The 21544-nt window shown below is 49.0% G+C and carries 15 protein-coding genes; 5 read left to right on the forward strand and 10 right to left on the reverse strand.

The genetic code is table 11. The features are described 5' to 3' along the window. Nucleotides 1-3: 3 nt before the first annotated feature. From hcr to aqpZ, 4 genes are all read right to left on the reverse strand, one after another. Nucleotides 4-975, reverse strand: a complete 972-nt coding sequence (gene hcr / locus LC084_RS03725; protein WP_226569468.1) for an NADH oxidoreductase — start codon at nt 973-975, stop codon at nt 4-6. 11 nt (nt 976-986) lie between these two features. Then, the gene (gene hcp / locus LC084_RS03730; RefSeq protein ID WP_226569470.1) at nt 987-2639 is read right to left on the reverse strand and encodes a hydroxylamine reductase; all 1653 of its coding nucleotides are present in this window, start codon (nt 2637-2639) and stop codon (nt 987-989) included. A 142-nt stretch (nt 2640-2781) separates the two neighbouring features. Further along, the gene (locus LC084_RS03735) at nt 2782-3681 is read right to left on the reverse strand and encodes a lysine exporter LysO family protein (protein WP_226569472.1); all 900 of its coding nucleotides are present in this window, start codon (nt 3679-3681) and stop codon (nt 2782-2784) included. Between the two features lie 185 nt (nt 3682-3866). Continuing rightward, nucleotides 3867-4562 (reverse strand): aquaporin Z, encoded by a 696-nt coding sequence (gene aqpZ / locus LC084_RS03740; RefSeq protein WP_226569474.1) that lies wholly within the window; start codon nt 4560-4562, stop codon nt 3867-3869. A gap of 394 nt (nt 4563-4956) precedes the next feature. Between aqpZ and LC084_RS03745 the strand changes: the two genes are divergently transcribed. Further along, entirely contained in the window at nt 4957-6615 is a 1659-nt protein-coding gene (locus LC084_RS03745) for an ATP-dependent nuclease (protein WP_226571124.1), read from the forward strand. A 264-nt stretch (nt 6616-6879) separates the two neighbouring features. Here LC084_RS03745 and cspD read toward each other — a convergent pair whose 3' ends face one another. Then, a complete protein-coding gene (cspD, locus tag LC084_RS03750; RefSeq protein WP_036107699.1) occupies nt 6880-7101 on the reverse strand; it encodes a cold shock-like protein CspD in 222 nt (73 codons plus the stop codon). A 323-nt stretch (nt 7102-7424) separates the two neighbouring features. On the opposite strand from cspD, the gene clpS reads away from it, so the two are divergent. Together clpS and clpA are read left to right on the forward strand one after the other, a co-directional pair. Continuing rightward, nucleotides 7425-7745 (forward strand): ATP-dependent Clp protease adapter ClpS, encoded by a 321-nt coding sequence (gene clpS / locus LC084_RS03755; RefSeq protein WP_226569476.1) that lies wholly within the window; start codon nt 7425-7427, stop codon nt 7743-7745. 28 nt (nt 7746-7773) lie between these two features. Further along, on the forward strand, nt 7774-10053 hold the full coding sequence (gene clpA, locus LC084_RS03760; RefSeq protein WP_226569478.1) for an ATP-dependent Clp protease ATP-binding subunit ClpA: 2280 nt from the start codon (nt 7774-7776) through the stop codon (nt 10051-10053). 297 nt (nt 10054-10350) lie between these two features. On the opposite strand, the gene infA is transcribed toward clpA, so the two are convergent. The 5 genes from infA to trxB form a co-directional block, all read right to left on the reverse strand. After that, complete coding sequence (infA, locus tag LC084_RS03765; RefSeq protein ID WP_001040187.1) at nt 10351-10569, reverse strand: translation initiation factor IF-1; 219 nt, start codon at nt 10567-10569, stop codon at nt 10351-10353. 270 nt (nt 10570-10839) lie between these two features. Next, nucleotides 10840-11565: a leucyl/phenylalanyl-tRNA--protein transferase gene (gene aat / locus LC084_RS03770; RefSeq protein WP_226569480.1), complete on the reverse strand. Its 726-nt coding sequence runs from the start codon at nt 11563-11565 to the stop codon at nt 10840-10842. 241 nt (nt 11566-11806) lie between these two features. After that, complete coding sequence (cydC, locus tag LC084_RS03775; RefSeq protein ID WP_226569481.1) at nt 11807-13525, reverse strand: heme ABC transporter ATP-binding protein/permease CydC; 1719 nt, start codon at nt 13523-13525, stop codon at nt 11807-11809. After that, nucleotides 13525-15288 carry a heme ABC transporter permease/ATP-binding protein CydD gene (gene cydD, locus LC084_RS03780; protein ID WP_226569483.1) on the reverse strand — a complete coding sequence of 588 codons (1764 nt, stop codon included), beginning with the start codon at nt 15286-15288 and terminating at the stop codon, nt 13525-13527. The genes cydC and cydD overlap by 1 nt, the downstream gene beginning before the upstream one ends. A 114-nt stretch (nt 15289-15402) precedes the next feature. After that, nucleotides 15403-16368 carry a thioredoxin-disulfide reductase gene (gene trxB / locus LC084_RS03785; RefSeq protein WP_226569486.1) on the reverse strand — a complete coding sequence of 322 codons (966 nt, stop codon included), beginning with the start codon at nt 16366-16368 and terminating at the stop codon, nt 15403-15405. A 488-nt stretch (nt 16369-16856) separates the two neighbouring features. Between trxB and lrp the strand changes: the two genes are divergently transcribed. Continuing rightward, complete coding sequence (lrp, locus tag LC084_RS03790) at nt 16857-17351, forward strand: leucine-responsive transcriptional regulator Lrp (protein ID WP_000228469.1); 495 nt, start codon at nt 16857-16859, stop codon at nt 17349-17351. 118 nt (nt 17352-17469) lie between these two features. After that, the gene (locus LC084_RS03795; protein ID WP_226569488.1) at nt 17470-21450 is read left to right on the forward strand and encodes a DNA translocase FtsK 4TM domain-containing protein; all 3981 of its coding nucleotides are present in this window, start codon (nt 17470-17472) and stop codon (nt 21448-21450) included. Nucleotides 21451-21544: the final 94 nt, after the last annotated feature.

Raw genomic sequence — 21544 nt, forward strand, 5'->3', positions numbered from 1 at the left:
GAGTCAGGCCAGTTCCAGGTCACTTTGTGGCTGGCAAGCACATGCCAGCACATAGCCTTCAGCAATATCCTGGTCTGTCAGGGTGGCTGTGCTGGTTACCTGGTATTGGCCTTTGGTTATTCGTGTCTTACAGCAACCACATACACCGGCCCGGCAGGCACTGTTAACCGCAACCTTGTTTTGTTCCAGAGCTTCCAGCAGGCTCAGGCCAACAGGTGCCTGAAAGCGCCTTAGTGGCGATTGGGTTGTGAAAGTTAGCTTGCTACTGCCAGGTTGCCTGTCCGGAGGAACAAAGAAAACTTCTTTGCGTATTTCTGTTGCTCCTGCTTCCTGGGCCAGAGATTCGACTTGTGTCATGAAAGGTGCCGGGCCGCATGCCATTACGGTACGGCTGGCGATATTGGGTATGCTGTTCACCACCTCAGCGCTAATCCGCCCGCTCAGCATGCCTTTTTGCGCTTCCTGTTCTACCACCAGTGTAACTGGAACGGTTTCCCATTCACGGGCAAAGATAATGTCCTGTGTTGAGCGGGCACAGTAAATTACCTGAACATCGTCGTTCGGTCGTTTAGCCTGTAACCAGCGGTACATCGACATAATCGGTGTTACACCACAACCACCTGCTACCAGTAACCAGCTTTGTGCGGGGTTATCTGCGCAGGTAAATTCCCCTTGCGCATCTGACAGCCACAGTTCGTCACCGACATGAACGTTGCGGGTCAACCATTGTGACCCGGTACCATTTTCAATACGGCGAATAGTGAGCGACAGAAAAGGGCTGATGCCTGGAGTGGATGACAGGCTGTAGGCACGCACTGTATCGGGGGTATTACCGATACTCACCAGCGCATATTGCCCGGCTTTATAAGGGTAAAAGTCGTGGCAAATGAGTGCCAGCGTATACACATCTGGCGTCTCTTGAATAATGTGGTGTACCTGCATGCGGTGCTGGCAACGTGAATTAGGTGTTGTCATCGGCCCACTCCTTACGCGGTGAGTAACTGCTGCATATCCTGTTCAACGGAGGTAATTTGGCGCAGGCCAAATTTTTCGTTCAGGATAGCAAGCAGGTTTGGCGTGAGGAATGCAGGTGCTGTTGGCCCGGTGACAATGTTGGTCACCCCCAGCGAAAGCAGCGTCAGGAGTATCACAATGGCTTTTTGTTCAAACCAGGAGAGTACCAGGCTTAGTGGCAAATCATTGACGCCACAACCCAGTTTATCTGCCAGGGTGACAGCCAGCATGATAGCGGAATAGGCATCATTGCACTGGCCTGCGTCAATCAGGCGTGGCAGCCCTTCCAGTGTGCCAAAATCCAGCTTGTTAAACCGGTATTTACCACAAGCCAGAGTGAGCACCAGGCAATCATTTGGTACCTGGGTTGCGAAATCGGTAAAGTAACTTCTCTCACCTCGGGCACCATCACAGCCGCCAACAAGGAATACATGGCGTAATACACCACGGCTGACCATATCAATTAATGTGTCCGCTGCTCCCAGTAATGTCTGGCGGCCAAAACCCACTGTTATTAAGTGTTCTATTTCACTGTATGGGAAGCCTTGCATCTGTTGTGCCTGAGTAATCACGGGCGAGAAATCATCGCCTTCCAGATGTTTAACACCCGGCCAACCAACGATACTGCGAGTCCAGATACGGTCATCATAGGCTTCTCGGGTGGGATCAATAATACAGTTGGATGTCATCACAATGGGGCCAGGGAAACGGGCAAATTCGCTCTGTTGGTTTTGCCAGCCGCTGCCATAGTTCCCCACCAGATGGCTGTATTTGCGTAGTTCCGGGTATCCATGGGCTGGCAGCATTTCACCGTGCGTGTAGATATTGACTCCCATACCTTCCGTTTGTTGTAACAGATGTTGCAGGTCACGCAGGTCATGCCCGGAAATTAAAATACATTTACCGGCGACGGGTTTAACGTTTACCTGAGTCGGGGTTGGGTGCCCGTAGGCCGTGGTTTCACCGGTGTCCAGCATTTGCATAATTGCAAAGTTCATCTGGCCGATTTCCATCGCGCAGTCTAACAAGGCTGGCATATCGGCAGGCCATGTTCCCAGCCACGCCATAATTTTATGGTAACGGGCATAAATATCGTCGTTTTGTTGCCCCAGGACATGTGCATGTTCCATGTAGGCCGCAGCACCTTTGAGCCCGTACAGGCACAGCAGACGCAGGCCGAGAATATCTTCGCTAATCTCTGTTTTGTCATGGTTCGGAGCAAATTGAGCGGCCTGGCGCTGCAGTTCGCCCAGGTCATCACTGGCAAGGCGAATATCAGCCATTGGGTGTTTTACTACCAGGCCAGGGTTGCTAGCCAGGCAGCGCTGGCGCAGGGCTTCCCGGCGTTCAATCGCTTCATGGGCATAAGCCACAATGCGTGGGGAATCGAAGTTGACATTGGTGAGTGTGGCGAAAAAGGCACGGGGTGCAAAACTGTCAGTATCTTCATCCGTAATGCCTTTAGCTCGCGCTTCTGTTACCCATACCGATAGCCCCTGCAGGCAGGCAATCAACAGGTCTTGTAAGTCAGACGTTTGGGCTGTTTTTCCGCAAACCCCTTGAGCCCATGCGCAACCATTACCAGCTGGTGTCCGCATCGTTTGTTCACATTGCACACAAAACATAGTTGAACCCTTAAAGTTATATTTAAAATGCATGTTTAAGGGTAGGAGCAGGATGGGCTGGAGAAAAGGTATTTTAAATATAACTTTAGATTAGTTTGATTTACCGCAATTTTAGGGCGGTATTGCTACCGCCTGTGCTGGGTTAATGAGAAAAGAAAGCCATCAAAATAGGAACTAACAAGCTCAGTACGAAGCCGTGCACAATGGCGGGGGGCACTATTTCTATCCCGCCACTGCGTTGTAATACAGGTAGTGTGAAATCCATAGAGGTGGCACCGCAAATACCCAAAGCTGTGGAGCGGCTGCGGCGAATCAGGCCGGGAATAAGCATAATAGCAATCAACTCGCGGGCAAGGTCATTGAAGAACGCGGCACTGCCAATAACCGGGCCCCAGGATTCTGTCATCAAAATACCTGATAACGAATACCAGCCAAATCCAGAAGACATTGCCAGCCCGGCCTTAAGAGGCAAGCCCAGTAAAAAAGCATTAATCACGCCACCACACAGTGAGCTGGCTATCACCACGCCACTGACCATCATGCCCCGGCGGTTCAGGACAATCTGTTTGAGCGTCATACTGCTGTTACGTAACTGAATGCCAATCAGAAATAGCAAAAATATTAAGGTGTACTCACTGGCTTGTGTGGCATGGCGTAGCAGGCTCAGTCCACTCAGGCCGAGAATAAAACCGGCAACAACGACGCCGCAAAGTTTGAGTGATTCCAGAGCCATAGCAAGGCGTGATGGCAGGGCCTCTTGTTGGTGCTGGTGGCGCCATGGTCGCAGTGATTCCAGCAGCCACAATGCACCAATATTGAGAGTAAGAATGACAAAAACGCTAACGGCCGCATAGTGGAAAATTGATACCAGGTTGCTCCCCAGGTTATCCAAAAATGCCAGGCTGATCCCCATGAAAAACAAAATGATATAGACAATCCAGCTCAACATACGGTTGATGAGCTTCAACGCAGAACGGCTTTTGAACGGTAACAGATACCCCAAAATCAAGGGCAGAAGAATGATAAGCAGTCCCGCAAACATTTCAGAAGACATCCATGAGAGAGATAAAAGAGTTGTCACACTAACTAAAAAAAAGCAGTGAGTAAAGATTGATAATAAAATGTTAACGCAACAGTATTACGCAGGATAAAAAAAGCCCGGACAGACCGGGCATTAAAGGCAGGAAGGGTAACAACGAAATAATAAAGCGTTTTGCTGGTAAGTAATTACTGGCGCTTCTCTAATAAAGTACGGTAGATAATACCACCCAGGATACCGCCAATAATTGGCATTACCCAGAAGAGCCAAAGTTGTTGTAATGCCCAGCCACCCTGGAAAATAGCTACTGCGGTGCTGCGAGCAGGGTTAACAGATGTATTAGTGACTGGAATACTGATTAAATGAATCAGTGTTAATGCCAGGCCAATTGCAATAGGTGCAAAACCTGCGGGCGCTGCTTTGTCGGTCGCGCCATGAATAACTAACAAGAAACCACAAGTCAGGACAATTTCAATAATGATGGCGGAAGCCATTGAGTAATGGTCTGGTGAATGCTCGCCATAGCCATTTGATGCAAATCCACTTGCAGCTGCATCAAAACCTGCTTTACCACTGGCTATTAAATATAAAATAGCAGCGGCAATAATTCCGCCAATAACCTGAGCAACAATATAGCCAATAACATCTTTAGCAGGGAAACGCCCACCAGCCCATAACCCAAGCGTTACAGCCGGGTTAAAATGACCACCGGAAATATGCCCAACAGCGAAAGCCATCGTTAATACTGTTAAACCAAATGCCAGTGCCACACCCACAAACCCAATACCTAATTCTGGATAAGCTGCGGCAAATATAGCACTACCACAACCGCCAAATACTAACCAGAATGTTCCAAAAAATTCTGCTGCTAATTTTCTGGCCATATTCACCTCGTTAAGAAAGACAGATAATAAAATACGGATATAAGTTAAGAAAAAGCCATGCGTTACCATGGGAAAAATGATGGCGCATAATAGAAATACGAACCCACGCCAGAAAAATACTGGCGGTTGATGTAAAACTCATTCACTTTTTGTGGATATTATCACGAACAAAAAAAGTGTAGATGATTTTTGCTAGGGTGGTGGAAAATTCTTACTTATGGGTGATTTCTGTTTTATTGCTTTATTTCTGCCGCCGGGTAAAACAGATGCACACCATTATTTACCGGTTTTTACCCCGGTTGAGAGTTCAGGCATGTCTTCCGCTTTCTTGCGCCGCTATACTGAGAAAACAATGCGTTGCGTTGTGCATCGCCAGAAGCAAACAGGAGTGGCTATGCTGCTTGAACGTGTCGAGATAGTCGGGTTTCGTGGTATCAACCGTTTGTCGTTAACGCTTGAGCAAAACAATGTTCTGATTGGCGAGAATGCTTGGGGGAAGTCCAGCCTGCTTGACGCTCTGACGCTGTTATTGTCTCCGGGCCAGAAACTCTACCATTTTGTAAAAGATGATTTTTATTTTCCCCCCGGCGATGTCGCTGGCCGGGAGCACCACCTGCATATCATTCTTACCTTCCGTGAAACCGCACCTGGGCATTATCTTGGGCGACGCTACCGTTGCCTTGAGCCTCTGTGGGCAGAGGGTGGTGATGAACACCGGCGTATTTTCTATCGCCTTGAAGGTGCTTTGGGGGATGATGGCAGTGTTATTACGCTGCGTTCGTTTCTTGATCAACATGGACAGCCACTTAGTTTAGGTAACATCAATAATCTTGCTGAACATGTTTGCCGCCTGAACCCGGTGCTGCGTTTGCGGGATGCGCGTTTTTTGCGGCGTCGGCGGAGCGAAAAGCTGGCGCAACCTGTAGAAACCGAAATGACTGCCCAACAACTGGATATTCTGGCAAAAGAGTTGGTGAGGCGTCCGCAAAACCTAACCAATAATCAGCTTCGCCAGGGGCTCTCTGCGATGGTGCAGCTACTGGAACATTACTTTTCTGAGCAGAGTAATGATAACGGGCAATACCGCCTGATGCGTAAACGGTCTTACGATGAACAACGTAGTTGGCGTTACCTGGATGTTATCAACCAACTGATTGACAGGCCTGGTGGCCGCAATCATCGCATGATCTTACTCGGCATGTTTGCTACGCTTTTGCAGGCAAAAGGTGCTATCCACCTTCATCGGGATGCCAGACCACTACTGCTAGTGGAAGACCCTGAAACCCGTTTACACCCCATTATGTTATCGGTTGCCTGGCAGTTACTTAATTTATTGCCTCTACAGCGTATTACCACAACCAATTCAGGTGAGCTGCTATCACTCACTCCAGTCAAAGAGGTGTGCCGGCTGGTACGTGAATCATCCCGTGTTTCGTCGTGGCGTTTGGGGCCTGGAGGGTTAAATGCGGAGGACAGCCGTCGTATTGCATTTCACATCCGGTTTAACCGCGCGTCGTCGTTATTTGCCCGCTGCTGGTTGTTAGTTGAAGGGGAAACAGAAGTCTGGATGATGAATGAATTGGCCCGTCAGTGTGGTTACCATTTCGATGCCGAAGGGGTTCGGGTTATCGAATTTGCACAGTGTGGCCTGAAGCCTTTAATACGTTTTGCTCGCCGTATGGGGATTGAATGGCATGTATTGGTGGATGGCGATGAAGCAGGGAAAAAATATGCAGCAACCGTAAGAAGTTTGCTGGAGCATAATCGTGAACTGGAACGGGACCATCTCACGCCATTGCCTGCCCCCGATATGGAGCATTTTATGTACCGGGAAGGGTTTGATGATGTGTTTCATCGTATTGCGCAGTTGCCAGATAATGTGCCGATGAATGCCCGACGTATTATTACAAAGGCGATTCATCGTTCTTCCAAACCCGATCTGGCAATTGAAATCGCCGCTGTTTCAGCTCAGAGGGGGCTTGAGGCTATTCCGCCATTATTTAAAAAAATGTTTTCCAGGGTTATCTGGCTGGCTCGTGGCCGTGCAGATTAAGCTCATCAGATTTTTATTACACGGACATGGGGTGCATCACATAATCGGTATCAAGGGATACTGCTTGCTGCCGATACTTTGAATAAGTTCGGCGGTCAAGTTTTCAACAAGCTGGTTTGAATTTTATAGATGTGGCCCCATGTAATCAGAATGAGAAGTGCAGTACCTGGCTATAAACCGCAAGTTTGGTTTAAAAATCAAGAAAAATGCCAGGCTGGGTAGCTGGCATTTTGACAGAGGTGTGTTCACAATGAGAATGAAAGATTAAGTTACTGGTTCAGCTTCAACAGGAACGATAACACTTGCATGGTTGCCTTTAGGGCCTTGGTGTACATCGAACCTGACGACCTGCCCAGCCTTTAGAGTTCGGTAACCGTCCATCTGTATTGTAGAGTAGTGGGCGAAGATGTCCTCGCCGCCGCCTTCAGGGCAAATAAAACCGAACCCTTTGGCATTGTTGAACCATTTAACAGTACCCGTTTCCATGCTTCGACATCCTTTAGCTTTTTATTTAAGTAGAGATGGAATTGCCGGTAAGTGCAGTGGTTGCTGGTTAAAACGCCACCAATACACGACACTACAATTTAGATAAATCACGCACAGCGTCAAGAGATCTGGCTGCCGGAAGCATGAGAAATGCGCTAAAATTTGAAGCAGTTAACGCTATTTGCATAATTGTGAGCGAAGTCGCGAATGGCATTAATAGCTGATACTTATCTTGCATCTGAGTTAGATTCAGTATGTGTTTTATGAAACTCAAGGCTGGTTATTTTTTGCGGTCTGCTAACCTGAAATGATGAAGACTGGCGATGGGAAAAACGAACTCCGGGTTTGATTTTGAACAACTTGCGACAGATAAACTGGACGATGCGTTAAAGCCACCATCCATGTACAAGGTCATTCTGATGAATGATGATTACACACCGATGGAATTTGTTATTGACGTGCTGCAAAAGTTCTTTTCTTATGATGTAGAACGCGCAACGCAACTGATGCTTACTGTTCACTATCGGGGGAAGGCTATTTGTGGTGTTTTCACTGCCGAAGTAGCTGAGACCAAAGTTTCAATGGTGAACAAATATGCCAGGGAGAACGAGCATCCGTTGCTTTGTACGCTGGAAAAAGCCTGATTAAGGCAATCTATTGAGGGGGGTGCCTATGCTCAACCAAGAACTGGAACTCAGTTTAAACATGGCTTTCGCCAGAGCGCGTGAGCACCGACATGAGTTTATGACTGTCGAGCATCTGTTACTGGCTCTGCTCAGCAATCCTTCAGCCCGCGAGGCGCTGGAAGCTTGTACGGTAGATCTGGCAACGCTCCGACAGGAACTTGAGTCCTTCATCGAACAAACCACACCGGTTCTGCCCGCAACAGAAGAAGAGCGTGATACACAGCCTACGTTGAGTTTTCAGCGTGTGTTGCAACGGGCGGTGTTCCATGTTCAGTCTTCTGGTCGCAGTGAAGTTACTGGTGCGAATGTGTTGGTGGCAATTTTCAGCGAGCAGGAGTCGCAGGCGGCGTATTTGCTACGCAAGCACGAAGTCAGCCGTCTGGACGTGGTGAATTTCATTTCACACGGTACGCGTAAAGACGAATCAGGAAGTGCACCTTCCGGTGGTGCAGAAAATCCAGTCAATGAAGAGCAGGCAGGCGGGGAGGATCGTATGGAAAACTTCACCACCAACTTAAATCAGCTTGCCCGTGTTGGCGGGATAGATCCACTGATTGGCCGCGATAAAGAATTGGAGCGGGCAATTCAGGTACTGTGCCGTCGCCGTAAGAATAACCCGCTGCTGGTGGGGGAATCGGGAGTTGGTAAAACTGCGATTGCAGAAGGGCTTGCCTGGCGTATTGTGAAAGGTGATGTTCCAGAAGTGATGGCAGACTGCACTATCTATTCGCTGGATATCGGTTCGCTGTTAGCGGGCACCAAATACCGTGGTGATTTTGAAAAACGCTTTAAATCACTGCTTAAACAACTTGAACAGGATACCAACAGCATCCTGTTTATCGACGAGATTCATACCATTATTGGTGCCGGCGCGGCATCTGGTGGTCAAGTGGATGCCGCAAACCTGATTAAACCGTTACTTTCTAGCGGTAAAATCCGTGTTATTGGCTCAACCACTTATCAGGAATTTAGTAATATTTTCGAAAAGGATCGTGCTCTGGCGCGCCGTTTCCAGAAAATTGATATTACTGAACCGAGTGTTGAAGAAACCGTTCAGATCCTCAACGGTCTGAAGAGCAAATATGAAGCACACCATGATGTCCGTTACACCGCGAAAGCAGTACGGGCGGCAGTGGAGCTGTCAGTTAAATACATCAATGACCGGCATCTGCCAGACAAGGCTATTGATGTTATTGATGAAGCAGGTGCTCGCAGTCGTTTAATGCCGGTAAGTCGCCGTAAGAAAACAGTTAATGTGGGCGATATTGAGTCTGTTGTTGCGCGCATTGCGCGTATTCCGGAAAAAACAGTTTCTGCCAGTGACCGTGATACGCTGAAAAATCTTGGCGACCGCCTGAAAATGTTGGTTTTCGGCCAGGATAAAGCGATTGAGGCATTAACAGAAGCAATCAAGATGAGCCGTGCTGGTCTTGGTCATGAGCATAAGCCTGTGGGATCGTTCTTGTTTGCTGGACCTACTGGGGTAGGTAAAACGGAAGTCACAGTGCAACTGGCTAAAGCCATGGGCATTGAGTTACTGCGATTCGATATGTCGGAATATATGGAACGCCACACGGTAAGCCGCCTGATTGGTGCACCTCCAGGTTATGTTGGTTTTGACCAGGGTGGGTTACTGACAGATGCTGTCATTAAACATCCACATGCAGTTGTGTTGCTCGATGAAATCGAAAAGGCACATCCGGATGTGTTTAACCTGCTGTTGCAGGTGATGGATAATGGAACATTGACGGATAACAACGGCCGTAAAGCTGATTTCCGCAACGTGGTGCTGGTCATGACGACAAACGCTGGTGTGCGTGAAACGGAACGTAAATCCATTGGGCTTATTCAGCAGGATAACAGTATTGATGCTCAGGAAGAGATCAAGAAAGTGTTTACGCCGGAATTCCGTAACCGCCTTGATAACATTATCTGGTTCAACCACCTCTCTACTGATGTGATTCACCAGGTTGTCGAGAAGTTCATTGTGGAATTGCAGGTTCAGTTGGATGCGAAAGGTGTGTCACTTGAAGTTAGCCAGGATGCACGTAATTGGTTGGCTGATAAAGGCTATGACCGTGCGATGGGCGCACGTCCTATGTCGCGAGTGATTCAGGATAACCTGAAAAAACCACTGGCTAATGAGTTGCTGTTTGGTTCACTGGTGGATGGTGGCCAGGTGATTGTTGAACTGGATGAGTCGAAGGAGAAGTTGACCTACGATTTCCAGAGTGCTCAAAAACATAAACCAGAAACAGCCCACTAACAGGCATGTAGGCAGTAAGTAAGCTTTAACAAGTGGGTAAGCTAAAGACAAAAGGCCAGGTGAAAACCTGGCCTTTTCAATATGGTTGATGCCTGGCGCAGCTTACGTACACCAGATGATGGTTTTTCAGTACGCGGAAGGGGAGGTATTTACCGTAAACCTCTTTGAGCGACAAGCTGCAAAATCTGGCAAACCGTAATCGCTGTACCAGAGATCTTTCATCGAACATAAAGGCCAGGTTTCCAGCCTTTATGTTGTGCAAAACACACACCGCGTGACGCGGTGATAAAAAATCGCTTAACGACTACGGAAGACAATGCGGCCTTTGCTCAGGTCGTATGGGGTCAGCTCAACGGTAACTTTGTCGCCCGTCAAGATGCGGATATAGTTTTTGCGCATTTTACCGGAGATGTGAGCAGTTACAACGTGACCGTTTTCCAGCTCAACGCGGAACATGGTATTCGGCAACGTTTCCAGAACGGTGCCCTGCATTTCGATATTGTCTTCTTTGGCCATCTAATCCTCGGGGTATCACTACCATAGTTTTGAACCGGCAAGATAATGCCGAAGTTCTCGTATCATGTAAAGATTTCGTGTTTATTGTTCCATTACGCCACTTTTTCACGAGTTTGCTCAGGCCCAGCAAAGCTGTCCCCATCATCTGGCAAAAACACAAATGGAATACGCGCGGGGTTACCTGAAAGGCAATTCCTTTACGGTGAAAAGGTGTGCCGAAATCTGAGCGGCGATGATTATAACACCCTCAAGAAAAATATGCGTAACACATTATTCAACCCAGGATGGTTTCCAGTAAGGTCCGCTAAATATTACCTGAGGTACCCAGCATAAATGAGACAGAGGTTGCTTGCGCAGGCGGTCTAATTCATCAAGATAGGTTCTGCGTGGAATTTCTACTGCCCCAAGTGACTGGGTATGAGGGTTGATTACTTGGCAATCAATTAATTCACCACCCTGGCGGGAAAAATAATCGCAAAACACCAGCAGCGCTGTTTTAGACGCATTCTCCTGGCGGCTGAACATAGATTCACCACAGAATAATCTTCCCTGCATGACGCCATAAATTCCGCCTACCAGTTTTTCGCCATTCCATACTTCAATCGAATGAGCATGCCCCAGTTCATGCAGGCGTATCCAGGCACTTTTCACGTCCGGTGTAATCCATGTGCCTTCATCACGGTCGTCAGCACAGCCAGTAATTACCTGCTCGAAACAGTAATTTAGCGTGATGCGAAAAGGAGAGCGCTGATGAAACCGGCGCATACTTTTGCTGATATGAAATAAAGACGGGTAGAGCACTGCCCGGGGATCAGGAGACCACCAGAGAATAGGATCACCAGGTGAATACCAGGGGAAAATACCACGCTGGTAGGCCATCATTAACCGTGAGGGGCTCAGATCACCCCCTAACGCCAGCAACCCATTTGGCTCACGTAACGCAGTCTCTGGGGAAGGAAAATCAATAGAGTGACGAGAAAGTTGCACAAGGCGCATACAACCGGACTCCACACGACAAAAAGTTGCTAATAAACATTCAGATTCACTCTGCTTTATGTTACCGCTACCCGGCATCGTGCCGTGTTATTACCGGGTAATACTACAACAGATAAGTGAATAAGAGCCTGTCATCGTCACCATGTGTGCACAAAATATAATGCGCACCAATGATTATCGGCTGATACAGCCAGAAACTTCACCGGTAGCGAACAGATAATGAACTCTACCGGTAATGGTTTCACCGTTTGCAAAACTGTGCATAGCGGCCCATTTGTGCCAGTAACTCAGCGTGTGTACCTTGCTCAATAATGTGCCCGCTGTCCATCACAATTATTTTGTCAAAATTCACGAGCCCACTAAGGCGATGAGTGACCATCAAGACGGTTTTGCCCTGAGTAACACGGTGAATCAATTCGAGTATATGGTGTTCTGTCTGTGCATCAAGCCCTTCTGTTGGCTCATCCAAAAATAAAACCGGCGCATCATGTAAGAGGGCGCGAGCCAGGCCCATACGGCGTAATTCACCACCCGAAAGCTGGCGGCCACCTTCACCCAGCCACTGGTTAATGCCTTCACCTTCCAGTAATTTTTGCAGTGAAACTTGTTCCAGAACCGCAGTGATTTTCTCGTCACTGGCATCGGGTGAAGCAAGTAGCAAATTGTCGCGCAACGTGGCACTGAATAGGTGGATGCGTTGAGGAACAACACTCATTGATGCGCGCAGTGCCGCTTCATCAAAATGTTTTAGTGGCGTGTTGCCAAGATGGATATCGCCGCTTTGTGGATCCCAGGCTCGTGTGAGAATTTGCAACAAAGTGGATTTACCACAACCCGTTTGCCCTAATAAAGCAACATGCTCGCCTGAATTGATCTGTAGTGAAATATCTGTGAGAGCCTGCTGGTGCTGTTGCGGGTAGCTAAAGTTGACATGGCTAACAGCCAGTGTACCCGTTGAGGGTTGTGTGACACTTGCGTCAGCAAAGGCTACAGCGGGCTGCTGTTCGGTAAGTTGCGCGATGCGCACGGCAGAAGCAATCACCTGCCCAAGATGTTGAAATGCGCCTGTCACTGGAGCCAGTGCTTCAAAAGCGGCTAATGCGCAGAAAACAAACAAGGCAATCAAGGCTCCGGGAGACGAATCTCCTCCCACGCCGCCCGCAGCGAGCCACAACATAACGACCACTGCTATTGCGCCAGCCAGCAGCATAAGCGCCTGAGACAATGCTGTCAGCCCAGCCTGGCGGCGTTGCGCTTCATGCCACGCATATTCAGTTTCATCGAGTTCGTCACGGTAACGTTCATTCGCACCAAACAGGCTAAGCTCTGCCTGGGACTGTACCCAAGTTGTCAGGCGTTGGCGATAGACCCCTCGCAGGACTGTCAGCTGTTGGCCATTGTTTTTACCTGCCCGATAGAATACAGGAGGCATAATGAGCAGCGTTAACAGCATTATGCCGCCCAGTGTCAGCGCCAGATGAAGATCGAGCCAGCTCAACCCGTAAGTGACCACTAAAATAACAACCAGCGCGCCAATCAGTGGGGAGATAACCCGCAGATAGAGATGATCCAGCGTGTCTACATCTGCCACTACACGGTTCAGAACATCACCTTGACGGAACTGTTGTAAGCCAGCAGGGGAAAGGGGGAGCAATTTGCTGAATGTGAACACACGCAGATGTTCCAGTACGCGAAATGTGGCTTCATGGCTAACTAAACGTTCGAAATACCGCCCGGCAGTACGCAGAATTGCTGCAGCACGTACCCCAGCTGCAGGCAACATATAGTTAAAACTATACAACCCAGCAGTCCCAACGACCGCGGAAGCAGACAGGAACCATCCCGATAAGGTTAATAAACCGATACTGGCAAGCAAAGTGATAATTGCCAGAATAACACCTAAGAGCATCAGCCATTTATGGCGTTTCCATAACGCAAGCCAGGGAAGTAATGCTTTCATCAGATAGCCTCCTGACGATGTTGCAGCAGATCAGCAAACGGGCCAGTGTTACTACTCAGTTCAGCAAAGCAGCCTTGCTGCACGATTTTCCCATCCTGCATAACCCAGATTTGGTCCCAGTTTTTTATGTTATCAAGCTGGTGAGTCACCATCAGTGTACTTTGCTGCAAGGCGGCCTCGTTGAGCGCCTGCATAACACGTTGTTCACTTTGTGCATCCAGGCTGGCGGCTGGCTCATCCAATAGTAATAAACGGCAAGGTTGTATCAATGCGCGAGCCACTGCCACACGCTGTGCCTGGCCGACTGACAGACGAGATGCGCTATCACCAATATGTGTATCAACCCCATTGGGTAACTGGCCGATAAACTCATGTACCCAGGCGCGCTGCATGGCATCAGTGAGTTCTTCTTCACTGGCTTGTGGGGCCCCCAAGAGGATATTGTCACGCACTGTGTTTGCCGGTAATAGCGGGTTTTGCCCTACCCAACTTAAAAGATAGCGCCAGCTATTCAGGTCTAATTCCCTGAATTCGACACCATTGATAGTGAGTGACCCTTCATAAGCCAGAAAACCAGAAAGCAGGTTAACCAGGGAGCTTTTACCCGCACCACTCACACCAACCAGGGCAATTCGCTCACCAGGATTAATGGTGAAAGAGAGTGGCCCTGCAAGAATATGCCCTTCTGTTGAGAGAACCACCAGGTCTCTGGCTTCGAGAGTGACTGGCCCGTCTTCCAGTTGTTGTGTTCCTTGTTGCGGGTATTGCAACGGTGCTTCCATGAAGGTTTTCAAACTGTCAGCGGCCCCAATTGCCTGTGCTTTCGCGTGGTAAAAGGTACCCAAATCCCGTAATGGCTGGAAAAATTCCGGAGCCATAATTAGCGCCAGGAAACCGGCAAACAGGGTAATGCCAGTGCCGTAGTGGCCAAAATTAAATTCACCCAGATAGGAAAAACCAAAGTAAACGGCAACCAACGCAATAGATAAAGACGCAAAAAACTCCAGTACCCCGGAGGAGAGAAATGCCAGGCGCAGCACTTCCATCGTTCGTTGGCGAAAATCGCGGGAAACCTTACCCATTGCTTCAATTTCGGCTTCACCACGGTTAAAAATTCGTAATGTCTCCATTCCTCTCAGCCTGTCGAGGAAATGTGCGCTCAAGCGCGCCAGCGCCAGAAAGTTACGCCGGTTGGCATCAGCGGCACCCATACCGACCATTGCCATAAAAAGAGGAATGAGAGGTGCAGTACAAAGCAGAATTAATGCTGCAGCCCAGTTGACAGGAAACAGCGTAATCACAATTAACAATGGCACGATGGCAGCAAGTGACATTTGCGGCAAATACCGTGCATAGAAATCCTGCATATCCTCAATTTGTTCAACAATAAGTGTTGCCCATGCGCCAGCAGGCTTCCCCTGAATCCAGGCCGGCCCGGCTTGTTGCAGGCGTTCCAACGCTTGTTTGCGGATATGCTGGCGAATATGTTGCCCGGCATGGAAACCAGCCTTCTCACGTAACCAGACAACCCATGCACGCAGAATAAATACCAGAATCAGTAATGCGAAGGAGAGCAGCAAGGCTTCGCGGGGGATCTTCTCCATTATCATCTGGTTGAGTAGTGAAGCCAGTAACCAAGCCTGGGCAATAATCAGGATGCCACTTAACGTACCAAGGACACGGGAAATGCTGAGCCAGCGGCGTGAGAGAACACTTTGCTTTTTCAGCCAAAGAGTCAGTTCTTGTTGACGGGTTTTATTCATTGCGTTTGGTTTGCCGGGTTGATTAAATGCGCCGACGGGCGGCGAGGCCAGGCAATGTTACAACGCGCAGAAAAGAAAGGCGACCTATTCAGTCGCCTTATGTGTTTGGATCAATTACTTTGTTTCAGACAAACCATCCAAATACCGTTCTGCATCAAGTGCTGCCATACAGCCTGTTCCTGCAGAAGTGATCGCCTGGCGATAGATGTGGTCCATAACATCACCGGCAGCAAAGACACCGGGTACGCTGGTTTGCGTTGCGTTACCGTTAATCCCTGACTGCACTTTGATGTAACCATTTTCCAGTTCAAGTTGGCCTTCAAAAATGGCGGTATTGGGTGAATGGCCAATTGCAACAAATAAGCCTGCCACCTCGAGGTTTTCTGTTTCACCTTCAGGCAGAGTGCTGGCAAGACGCAACCCGCTAACCCCCATTTGGTCGCCGGTCACTTCTTCAAGCGTGCGATTGGTATGGAGCACAATATTACCGTTCGCCACTTTATCCATCAGGCGATTAATCAGGATTTTTTCCGCGCGGAATGTTTCACGACGGTGGATAAGGTGTACTTCAGAGGCGATGTTAGACAGATACAGCGCTTCTTCAACAGCAGTATTACCACCGCCGATAACGGCAACTTTTTGATTACGGTAGAAGAAACCGTCACATGTTGCACAGGCGGAAACACCACGTCCTTTAAACGCTTCTTCTGAAGGTAGCCCCAGGTAACGAGCTGATGCACCCGTTGCGATAATCAGCGCGTCACAGGTGTATTCACCGCTGTCTCCGACCAGCAAAAAGGGGCGTTGAGACAAATCAACGCGGCTGATGTGGTCGAAAATAATTTCAGTATTAAATTTAGTTGCGTGTTCGTGCATACGCTCCATCAACAGCGGGCCTGTCAGGTCGTTCGGATCGCCCGGCCAGTTTTCGACTTCAGTTGTGGTCGTCAATTGACCACCTTTTTCCATTCCGGTAATTAACACCGGGTTCAGGTTAGCGCGCGCAGCGTAGACGGCGGCAGTGTAACCGGCGGGACCGGAGCCAAGAATAAGAAGTTTGCTATGTTTAGCCGTGCCCATGAGATCCCCATTGTTGTTGGCAGACAGTGGGAGAGATTGTAGGAAATTTGTCACGCTAAAAAAAGAGTGCAGCGAAGTTGTTAACGAAATGTCTAATAGGCGAGACCTATGGATCGGGTGAAATTCGCCAAAATGAATAAATATCAGGCAAAAAACTGTTGTCAGACAAACACAAAGATGACGAATTATCACCTTTGGCAACTATAATCTGGCACGTTTCACTAAAAAATGATGTTTTACTTTGACAATCCGCTGGGCTTTTGCGAAAACATTTGTTGAAGAAAAGCATACTTGTTCTACGGAATGTCTGTTCCATATGAAAAGTTATGCATTTACCGTGCGATTGGCATCCTCCCATGGTGTGGACAGACGCCATGTGGGATTTCGATGGTAGCTTTCGGGCAAGCGGTCTTCTCAATCGTATCCTCGAACAGTGACGTAAAGGGGAAATGGCAGGAGTAGGGAAGGAATATAGAGAGACAATAATAATGGTAGATAGCAAGAAGCGCCCTGGTAAAGATCTCGACCGTATTGATCGTAACATTCTTAACGAATTGCAAAAGGATGGGCGTATTTCTAACGTCGAACTCTCTAAACGCGTGGGTCTTTCCCCAACACCGTGTTTAGAACGTGTTCGCCGTCTGGAAAGACAGGGCTTTATTCAGGGCTACACAGCGCTGCTTAATCCACATTATCTGGATGCATCACTTCTCGTTTTCGTTGAGATTACTCTGAATCGTGGTGCGCCGGATGTGTTTGAACAGTTTAATGCTGCTGTACAGAAACTTGAGGAAATTCAAGAGTGTCACCTGGTTTCAGGGGATTTTGACTATTTGTTGAAAACTCGTGTGCCGGATATGTCTGCTTACCGTAAGCTGCTGGGCGAAACTTTGCTGCGATTGCCGGGTGTGAACGATACCCGTACTTATGTCGTTATGGAAGAAGTCAAGCAGAGTAATCGTCTGGTTATTAAAACCCGTTAACACCAGACAGGTGCAAAATCGGCTGAGTTTGATTACACTCCTGTTAATCCATACAGCAACCGTATCGGGGAACCGGTACGGTTGTCGATTTTAGCATAACCCCCCTGGAGAGTTTTTCTTGAGCCAGGAATACACTGAAGAAAAAGATGTTGTACTCACTTCCCTCAGTAGCGGAAGGCGTGCACTGGAAGCCATTCTGATTGTGGTGGCCCTGTTCGCTGTCTGGCTGATGGTGGCGTTGTTGAGTTTTAACCCCTCAGATCCAAGCTGGTCACAGACCGCATGGCATGAGCCTATTCACAATTTATGTGGTAAACCCGGTGCATGGCTTGCGGACACGCTGTTTTTCATCTTTGGCATCATGGCGTATATCATTCCTGTCATCATCGTTGGCGCATGCTGGTTTGCGTGGCGGCATCGTGTGCAGGAAGAGTTAGTTGACTACTTTGCTGTTTCGCTACGGTTGATTGGCGTACTGGCGCTGGTCCTAACGTCATGCGGGCTGGCGGCTATAAATGCAGATGATATCTGGTATTTTGCCTCAGGCGGTGTGATAGGGAGCTTGCTGAGTACGGCGATGATGCCTTTGCTCAATAGCAGCGGTGGAACGCTGGCACTGCTTTGTGTCTGGGCGGCTGGGCTAACACTGTTTACCGGCTGGTCATGGGTCACTATTGCTGAAAAACTCGGTGCGATTGTACTGGGTATTTTAACCTTCGCCAGTAACCGCACGCGCCGGGATGATACCTGGCAGGATGATGACGAAGAATACGACGATTATGAAGAGCACGACGAATATGAAGAGGAACCACGCGAGCCAGTTAAGGCACAACAACGGGAATCCCGCCGGGCGCGTATTCTTCGTGGTGCTTTAGCACGCAAACACCGGTTGAGCGAGAAGTTTGCTAATCCACTTGGTCGTAAAACAGACGAAGCGCTGTTTTCTGGCAAGAGGATGGACGATTCTGATTTTGAGCCAACCGCGTCACCTTCAGCCTCTGCTGACGATGTGCTGTTTTCTGGAAATCGCGTAACTGATTCTTCAAGTGAGCCTGCGGATCATGACCCGCTGTTGAGCAGTTACCGTATTACTCAGGAAAATGAACATCCCCACCATGCTCAGCATACACAAGGTGTGGAGCCTGAAGTGGCAAGTATATTACCACCTGATGCCGGGCAAGCGGATGTTCTGTTGCAGGATTACTACTCCGGTATTGCGCCAACAGAAAACGTGCACCCGCAGCATGGTGTGCCGCCTGTATATGCACAGCAAGGCAACACACCTTATGCTGAACCCACCGCTCCCGCTGCGCAGCACTATCCTTCTGCTGGCGGGTACTCGGAGCCAGTTCAGAACACGGACGTGGCTTATTCACCGGTAGAAGAACCGTACTCTTATTCTGCAGAGCATTACGATGACGCAGAACAAACTGCTAATCTGCAAGATGCTTATCTCGCCCCTGAACAGGGCGTGAATACGGTAAATACCGAACAGGTGCAAGCGCCGTATCAAAAAAACGAGATTGGCAGTGAATATGGTGAAATGGCACCAACAGAGCAAAACAGTACTGTTGACCAGGTAGAACATAAAGCAGCACGGCCTCCTCTGTATTACTTCGAGGAGGTTGAGGCTAAGCGTGCAAAAGAGCGTGAGCAGCTAGCTGCGTGGTATGAACCTGTGCCGGATCCAGAACAATTGGCAGCAGAAGCGCGAGCACGTCAGGCTGCCCCATCATCAACGGGTTCATCACATACAGATAATGGCCCTTCGGTTTCTGCCGCTGCGGCGGTTGTAGCAGGTGCTGTCGGGGCAATGCAAAATTCTCATCAGTCTGCTTCTGGCACACATATTACCCCGCCCGTATTTGGCGTATCGTCCGATACACCACGTCCACAGGTGAAAGAAGGTATCGGCCCACAATTACCACGGCCAAATCGTGTCCGTGTTCCTACGCGTCGTGAACTCGCCTCTTATGGTATTAAGTTACCTTCACAGCGTGAAGCTGAGGCACGTATGAAGGCGGAAGCCGCTCGCCGTGAAGCACATCAAAACCATTCTGAATCTTCACCTGGGCAGGAAGACGACGATTCCCAATACCAGTCTGAACTGGCCGCACAATTTGCCGCTTCTCAGCAAGCGCGGTTTGGCCAGCAATATGAGCATGACTATGCATCTTCAGCTCCGGCCTCTACTCATGCCGGGCAAGACGAGGATGCAGAAGAACAGGCATTGGCTGCTCAGTTTGCTGCCACACAGCAAGCGCGTTATGGAGAAGAATATCAGCATGATTTCCATGCATCTTCCGCCAATAACTCCGCATCTGTAGGTGATTTTCTGGCACCCGTTACGCACCCGGTAGCTGACGGTCCATTTGAACCAGTTTTCACACCTGAATCTGTTCAGCCTGCAGTACCTTCGCAGCCTGTTGCTCCGCAAGGGTACCAACCTGCTGTGCAACCAAGTCAACCTGGTCATTCTACGCTGCAAGCCGAGCAACATGCCCAGGCTGCACACCAGCATGGGCATTCAGCTGCTCAATCATCACAACCGGGCCAGGATAGCCTGATTCATCCATTCTTGATGAGAAATGGTGACAGCCGTCCATTGCAACGTCCGACCACGCCGCTTCCTTCGCTGGATCTGCTAACGCCACCACCTTCTGAAGTTGAACCAGTGGACACCTTTGCGTTGGAACAGATGGCACGCCTTGTTGAAGCTCGCCTGGCAGACTTCCGTATTAAAGCGGAAGTGGTTCATTACTCACCAGGCCCTGTGATTACAAGGTTTGAATTGAACCTTGCTCCGGGCGTGAAAGCGGCTCGTATCTCTAACTTGTCACGGGACCTGGCGCGTTCATTGTCAACCGTTGCCGTACGTGTGGTGGAGGTTATCCCCGGGAAACCTTATGTTGGCCTGGAGTTACCCAATAAGAAACGGCAGACTGTTTACCTGCGTGAAGTGCTGGATTGCCAAAAATTCCGTGAAAACCCATCGCCACTGACTGTTGTTCTGGGTAAAGACATTGGCGGTGAACCCGTAGTGGCTGACCTTGCTAAAATGCCTCACTTATTGGTTGCCGGTACTACGGGGTCGGGTAAATCAGTGGGCGTGAACGCCATGATCCTCAGCATGTTATATAAAGCGACACCAGAAGATGTTCGCTTTATTATGATTGACCCGAAAATGCTTGAGCTGTCGGTGTATGAAGGGATCCCGCATTTGCTGACCGAAGTGGTCACCGATATGAAGGATGCTGCGAATGCACTGCGCTGGAGTGTTAACGAGATGGAACGCCGTTACAAGTTGATGTCTGCACTGGGCGTGCGTAACCTTGCCGGCTATAACGAACGTATTCTGGAAGCAGCACAAATGGGGCGGCCAATTCCTGACCCATTCTGGAAACCTGGCGATAGCATGGATGTTACCCATCCGGTACTGGAAAAATTGCCGAACATCGTTGTTCTGGTGGATGAGTTTGCTGATTTGATGATGTCTGTTGGCAAAAAAGTGGAAGAGCTTATTGCTCGCCTGGCGCAAAAAGCGCGTGCTGCAGGTATTCATCTTGTTCTGGCGACCCAACGCCCATCAGTTGATGTCATCACTGGGCTGATTAAAGCAAACATCCCAACACGTATTGCGTTTACGGTATCAAGTAAGATTGATTCCCGTACCATTCTTGACCAGGGTGGCGCTGAATCCTTGCTGGGCATGGGCGATATGCTTTATTCAGGGCCAAACTCAACCCTGCCTGTGCGTGTACATGGTGCGTTTGTTCGCGATCAGGAAGTGCACGCTGTAGTACAAGACTGGAAAGCGCGTGGCCGGCCACAATATGTGGATGGCATTACAGCTGACAGCCAGTCTGAAGGCGGTGCGGGAGGCTTTGATGGTGGTGAAGAGCTGGATGCGTTGTTTGACCAGGCTGTTGCTTTCGTTGTTGAAAAACGTAAAGCCTCCATCTCTGGTGTGCAACGGCAGTTCCGTATTGGTTATAACCGTGCAGCTCGCATCATTGAACAAATGGAAAACCAGGGCATTGTGAGTGAACAAGGCCACAATGGTAACCGCGAGGTGCTTGCACCTCCGCCATTTGAATAAGCTAGATCAGTTAAGATAAACCGGGAGCCGCTTTTGCGGCTCTTTTGCAAAGAAGCGTAAACAATTCAACTATCAGCTTTTTCTTCTGTTATTG

It is taken from the genome of Mangrovibacter yixingensis, from assembly GCF_020523985.1.
GTDB lineage: Bacteria > Pseudomonadota > Gammaproteobacteria > Enterobacterales > Enterobacteriaceae > Mangrovibacter > Mangrovibacter yixingensis.

Excerpts from the sequence above, each read along its gene's own strand:
- hcr (WP_226569468.1), bottom strand. The coding sequence starts at position 975 with ATGACAACACCTAATTCACGTTGCCAGCACCGCATGCAGGTACACCAC.
- hcp (WP_226569470.1), bottom strand. The coding sequence starts at position 2,639 with ATGTTTTGTGTGCAATGTGAACAAACGATGCGGACACCAGCTGGTAAT.
- LC084_RS03735 (WP_226569472.1), bottom strand. The coding sequence starts at position 3,681 with ATGTTTGCGGGACTGCTTATCATTCTTCTGCCCTTGATTTTGGGGTAT.
- aqpZ (WP_226569474.1), bottom strand. The coding sequence starts at position 4,562 with ATGGCCAGAAAATTAGCAGCAGAATTTTTTGGAACATTCTGGTTAGTA.
- LC084_RS03745 (WP_226571124.1), top strand. The coding sequence starts at position 4,957 with ATGCTGCTTGAACGTGTCGAGATAGTCGGGTTTCGTGGTATCAACCGT.
- cspD (WP_036107699.1), bottom strand. The coding sequence starts at position 7,101 with ATGGAAACGGGTACTGTTAAATGGTTCAACAATGCCAAAGGGTTCGGT.
- clpS (WP_226569476.1), top strand. The coding sequence starts at position 7,425 with ATGGGAAAAACGAACTCCGGGTTTGATTTTGAACAACTTGCGACAGAT.
- clpA (WP_226569478.1), top strand. The coding sequence starts at position 7,774 with ATGCTCAACCAAGAACTGGAACTCAGTTTAAACATGGCTTTCGCCAGA.
- infA (WP_001040187.1), bottom strand. The coding sequence starts at position 10,569 with ATGGCCAAAGAAGACAATATCGAAATGCAGGGCACCGTTCTGGAAACG.
- aat (WP_226569480.1), bottom strand. The coding sequence starts at position 11,565 with ATGCGCCTTGTGCAACTTTCTCGTCACTCTATTGATTTTCCTTCCCCA.
- cydC (WP_226569481.1), bottom strand. The coding sequence starts at position 13,525 with ATGAAAGCATTACTTCCCTGGCTTGCGTTATGGAAACGCCATAAATGG.
- cydD (WP_226569483.1), bottom strand. The coding sequence starts at position 15,288 with ATGAATAAAACCCGTCAACAAGAACTGACTCTTTGGCTGAAAAAGCAA.
- trxB (WP_226569486.1), bottom strand. The coding sequence starts at position 16,368 with ATGGGCACGGCTAAACATAGCAAACTTCTTATTCTTGGCTCCGGTCCC.
- lrp (WP_000228469.1), top strand. The coding sequence starts at position 16,857 with ATGGTAGATAGCAAGAAGCGCCCTGGTAAAGATCTCGACCGTATTGAT.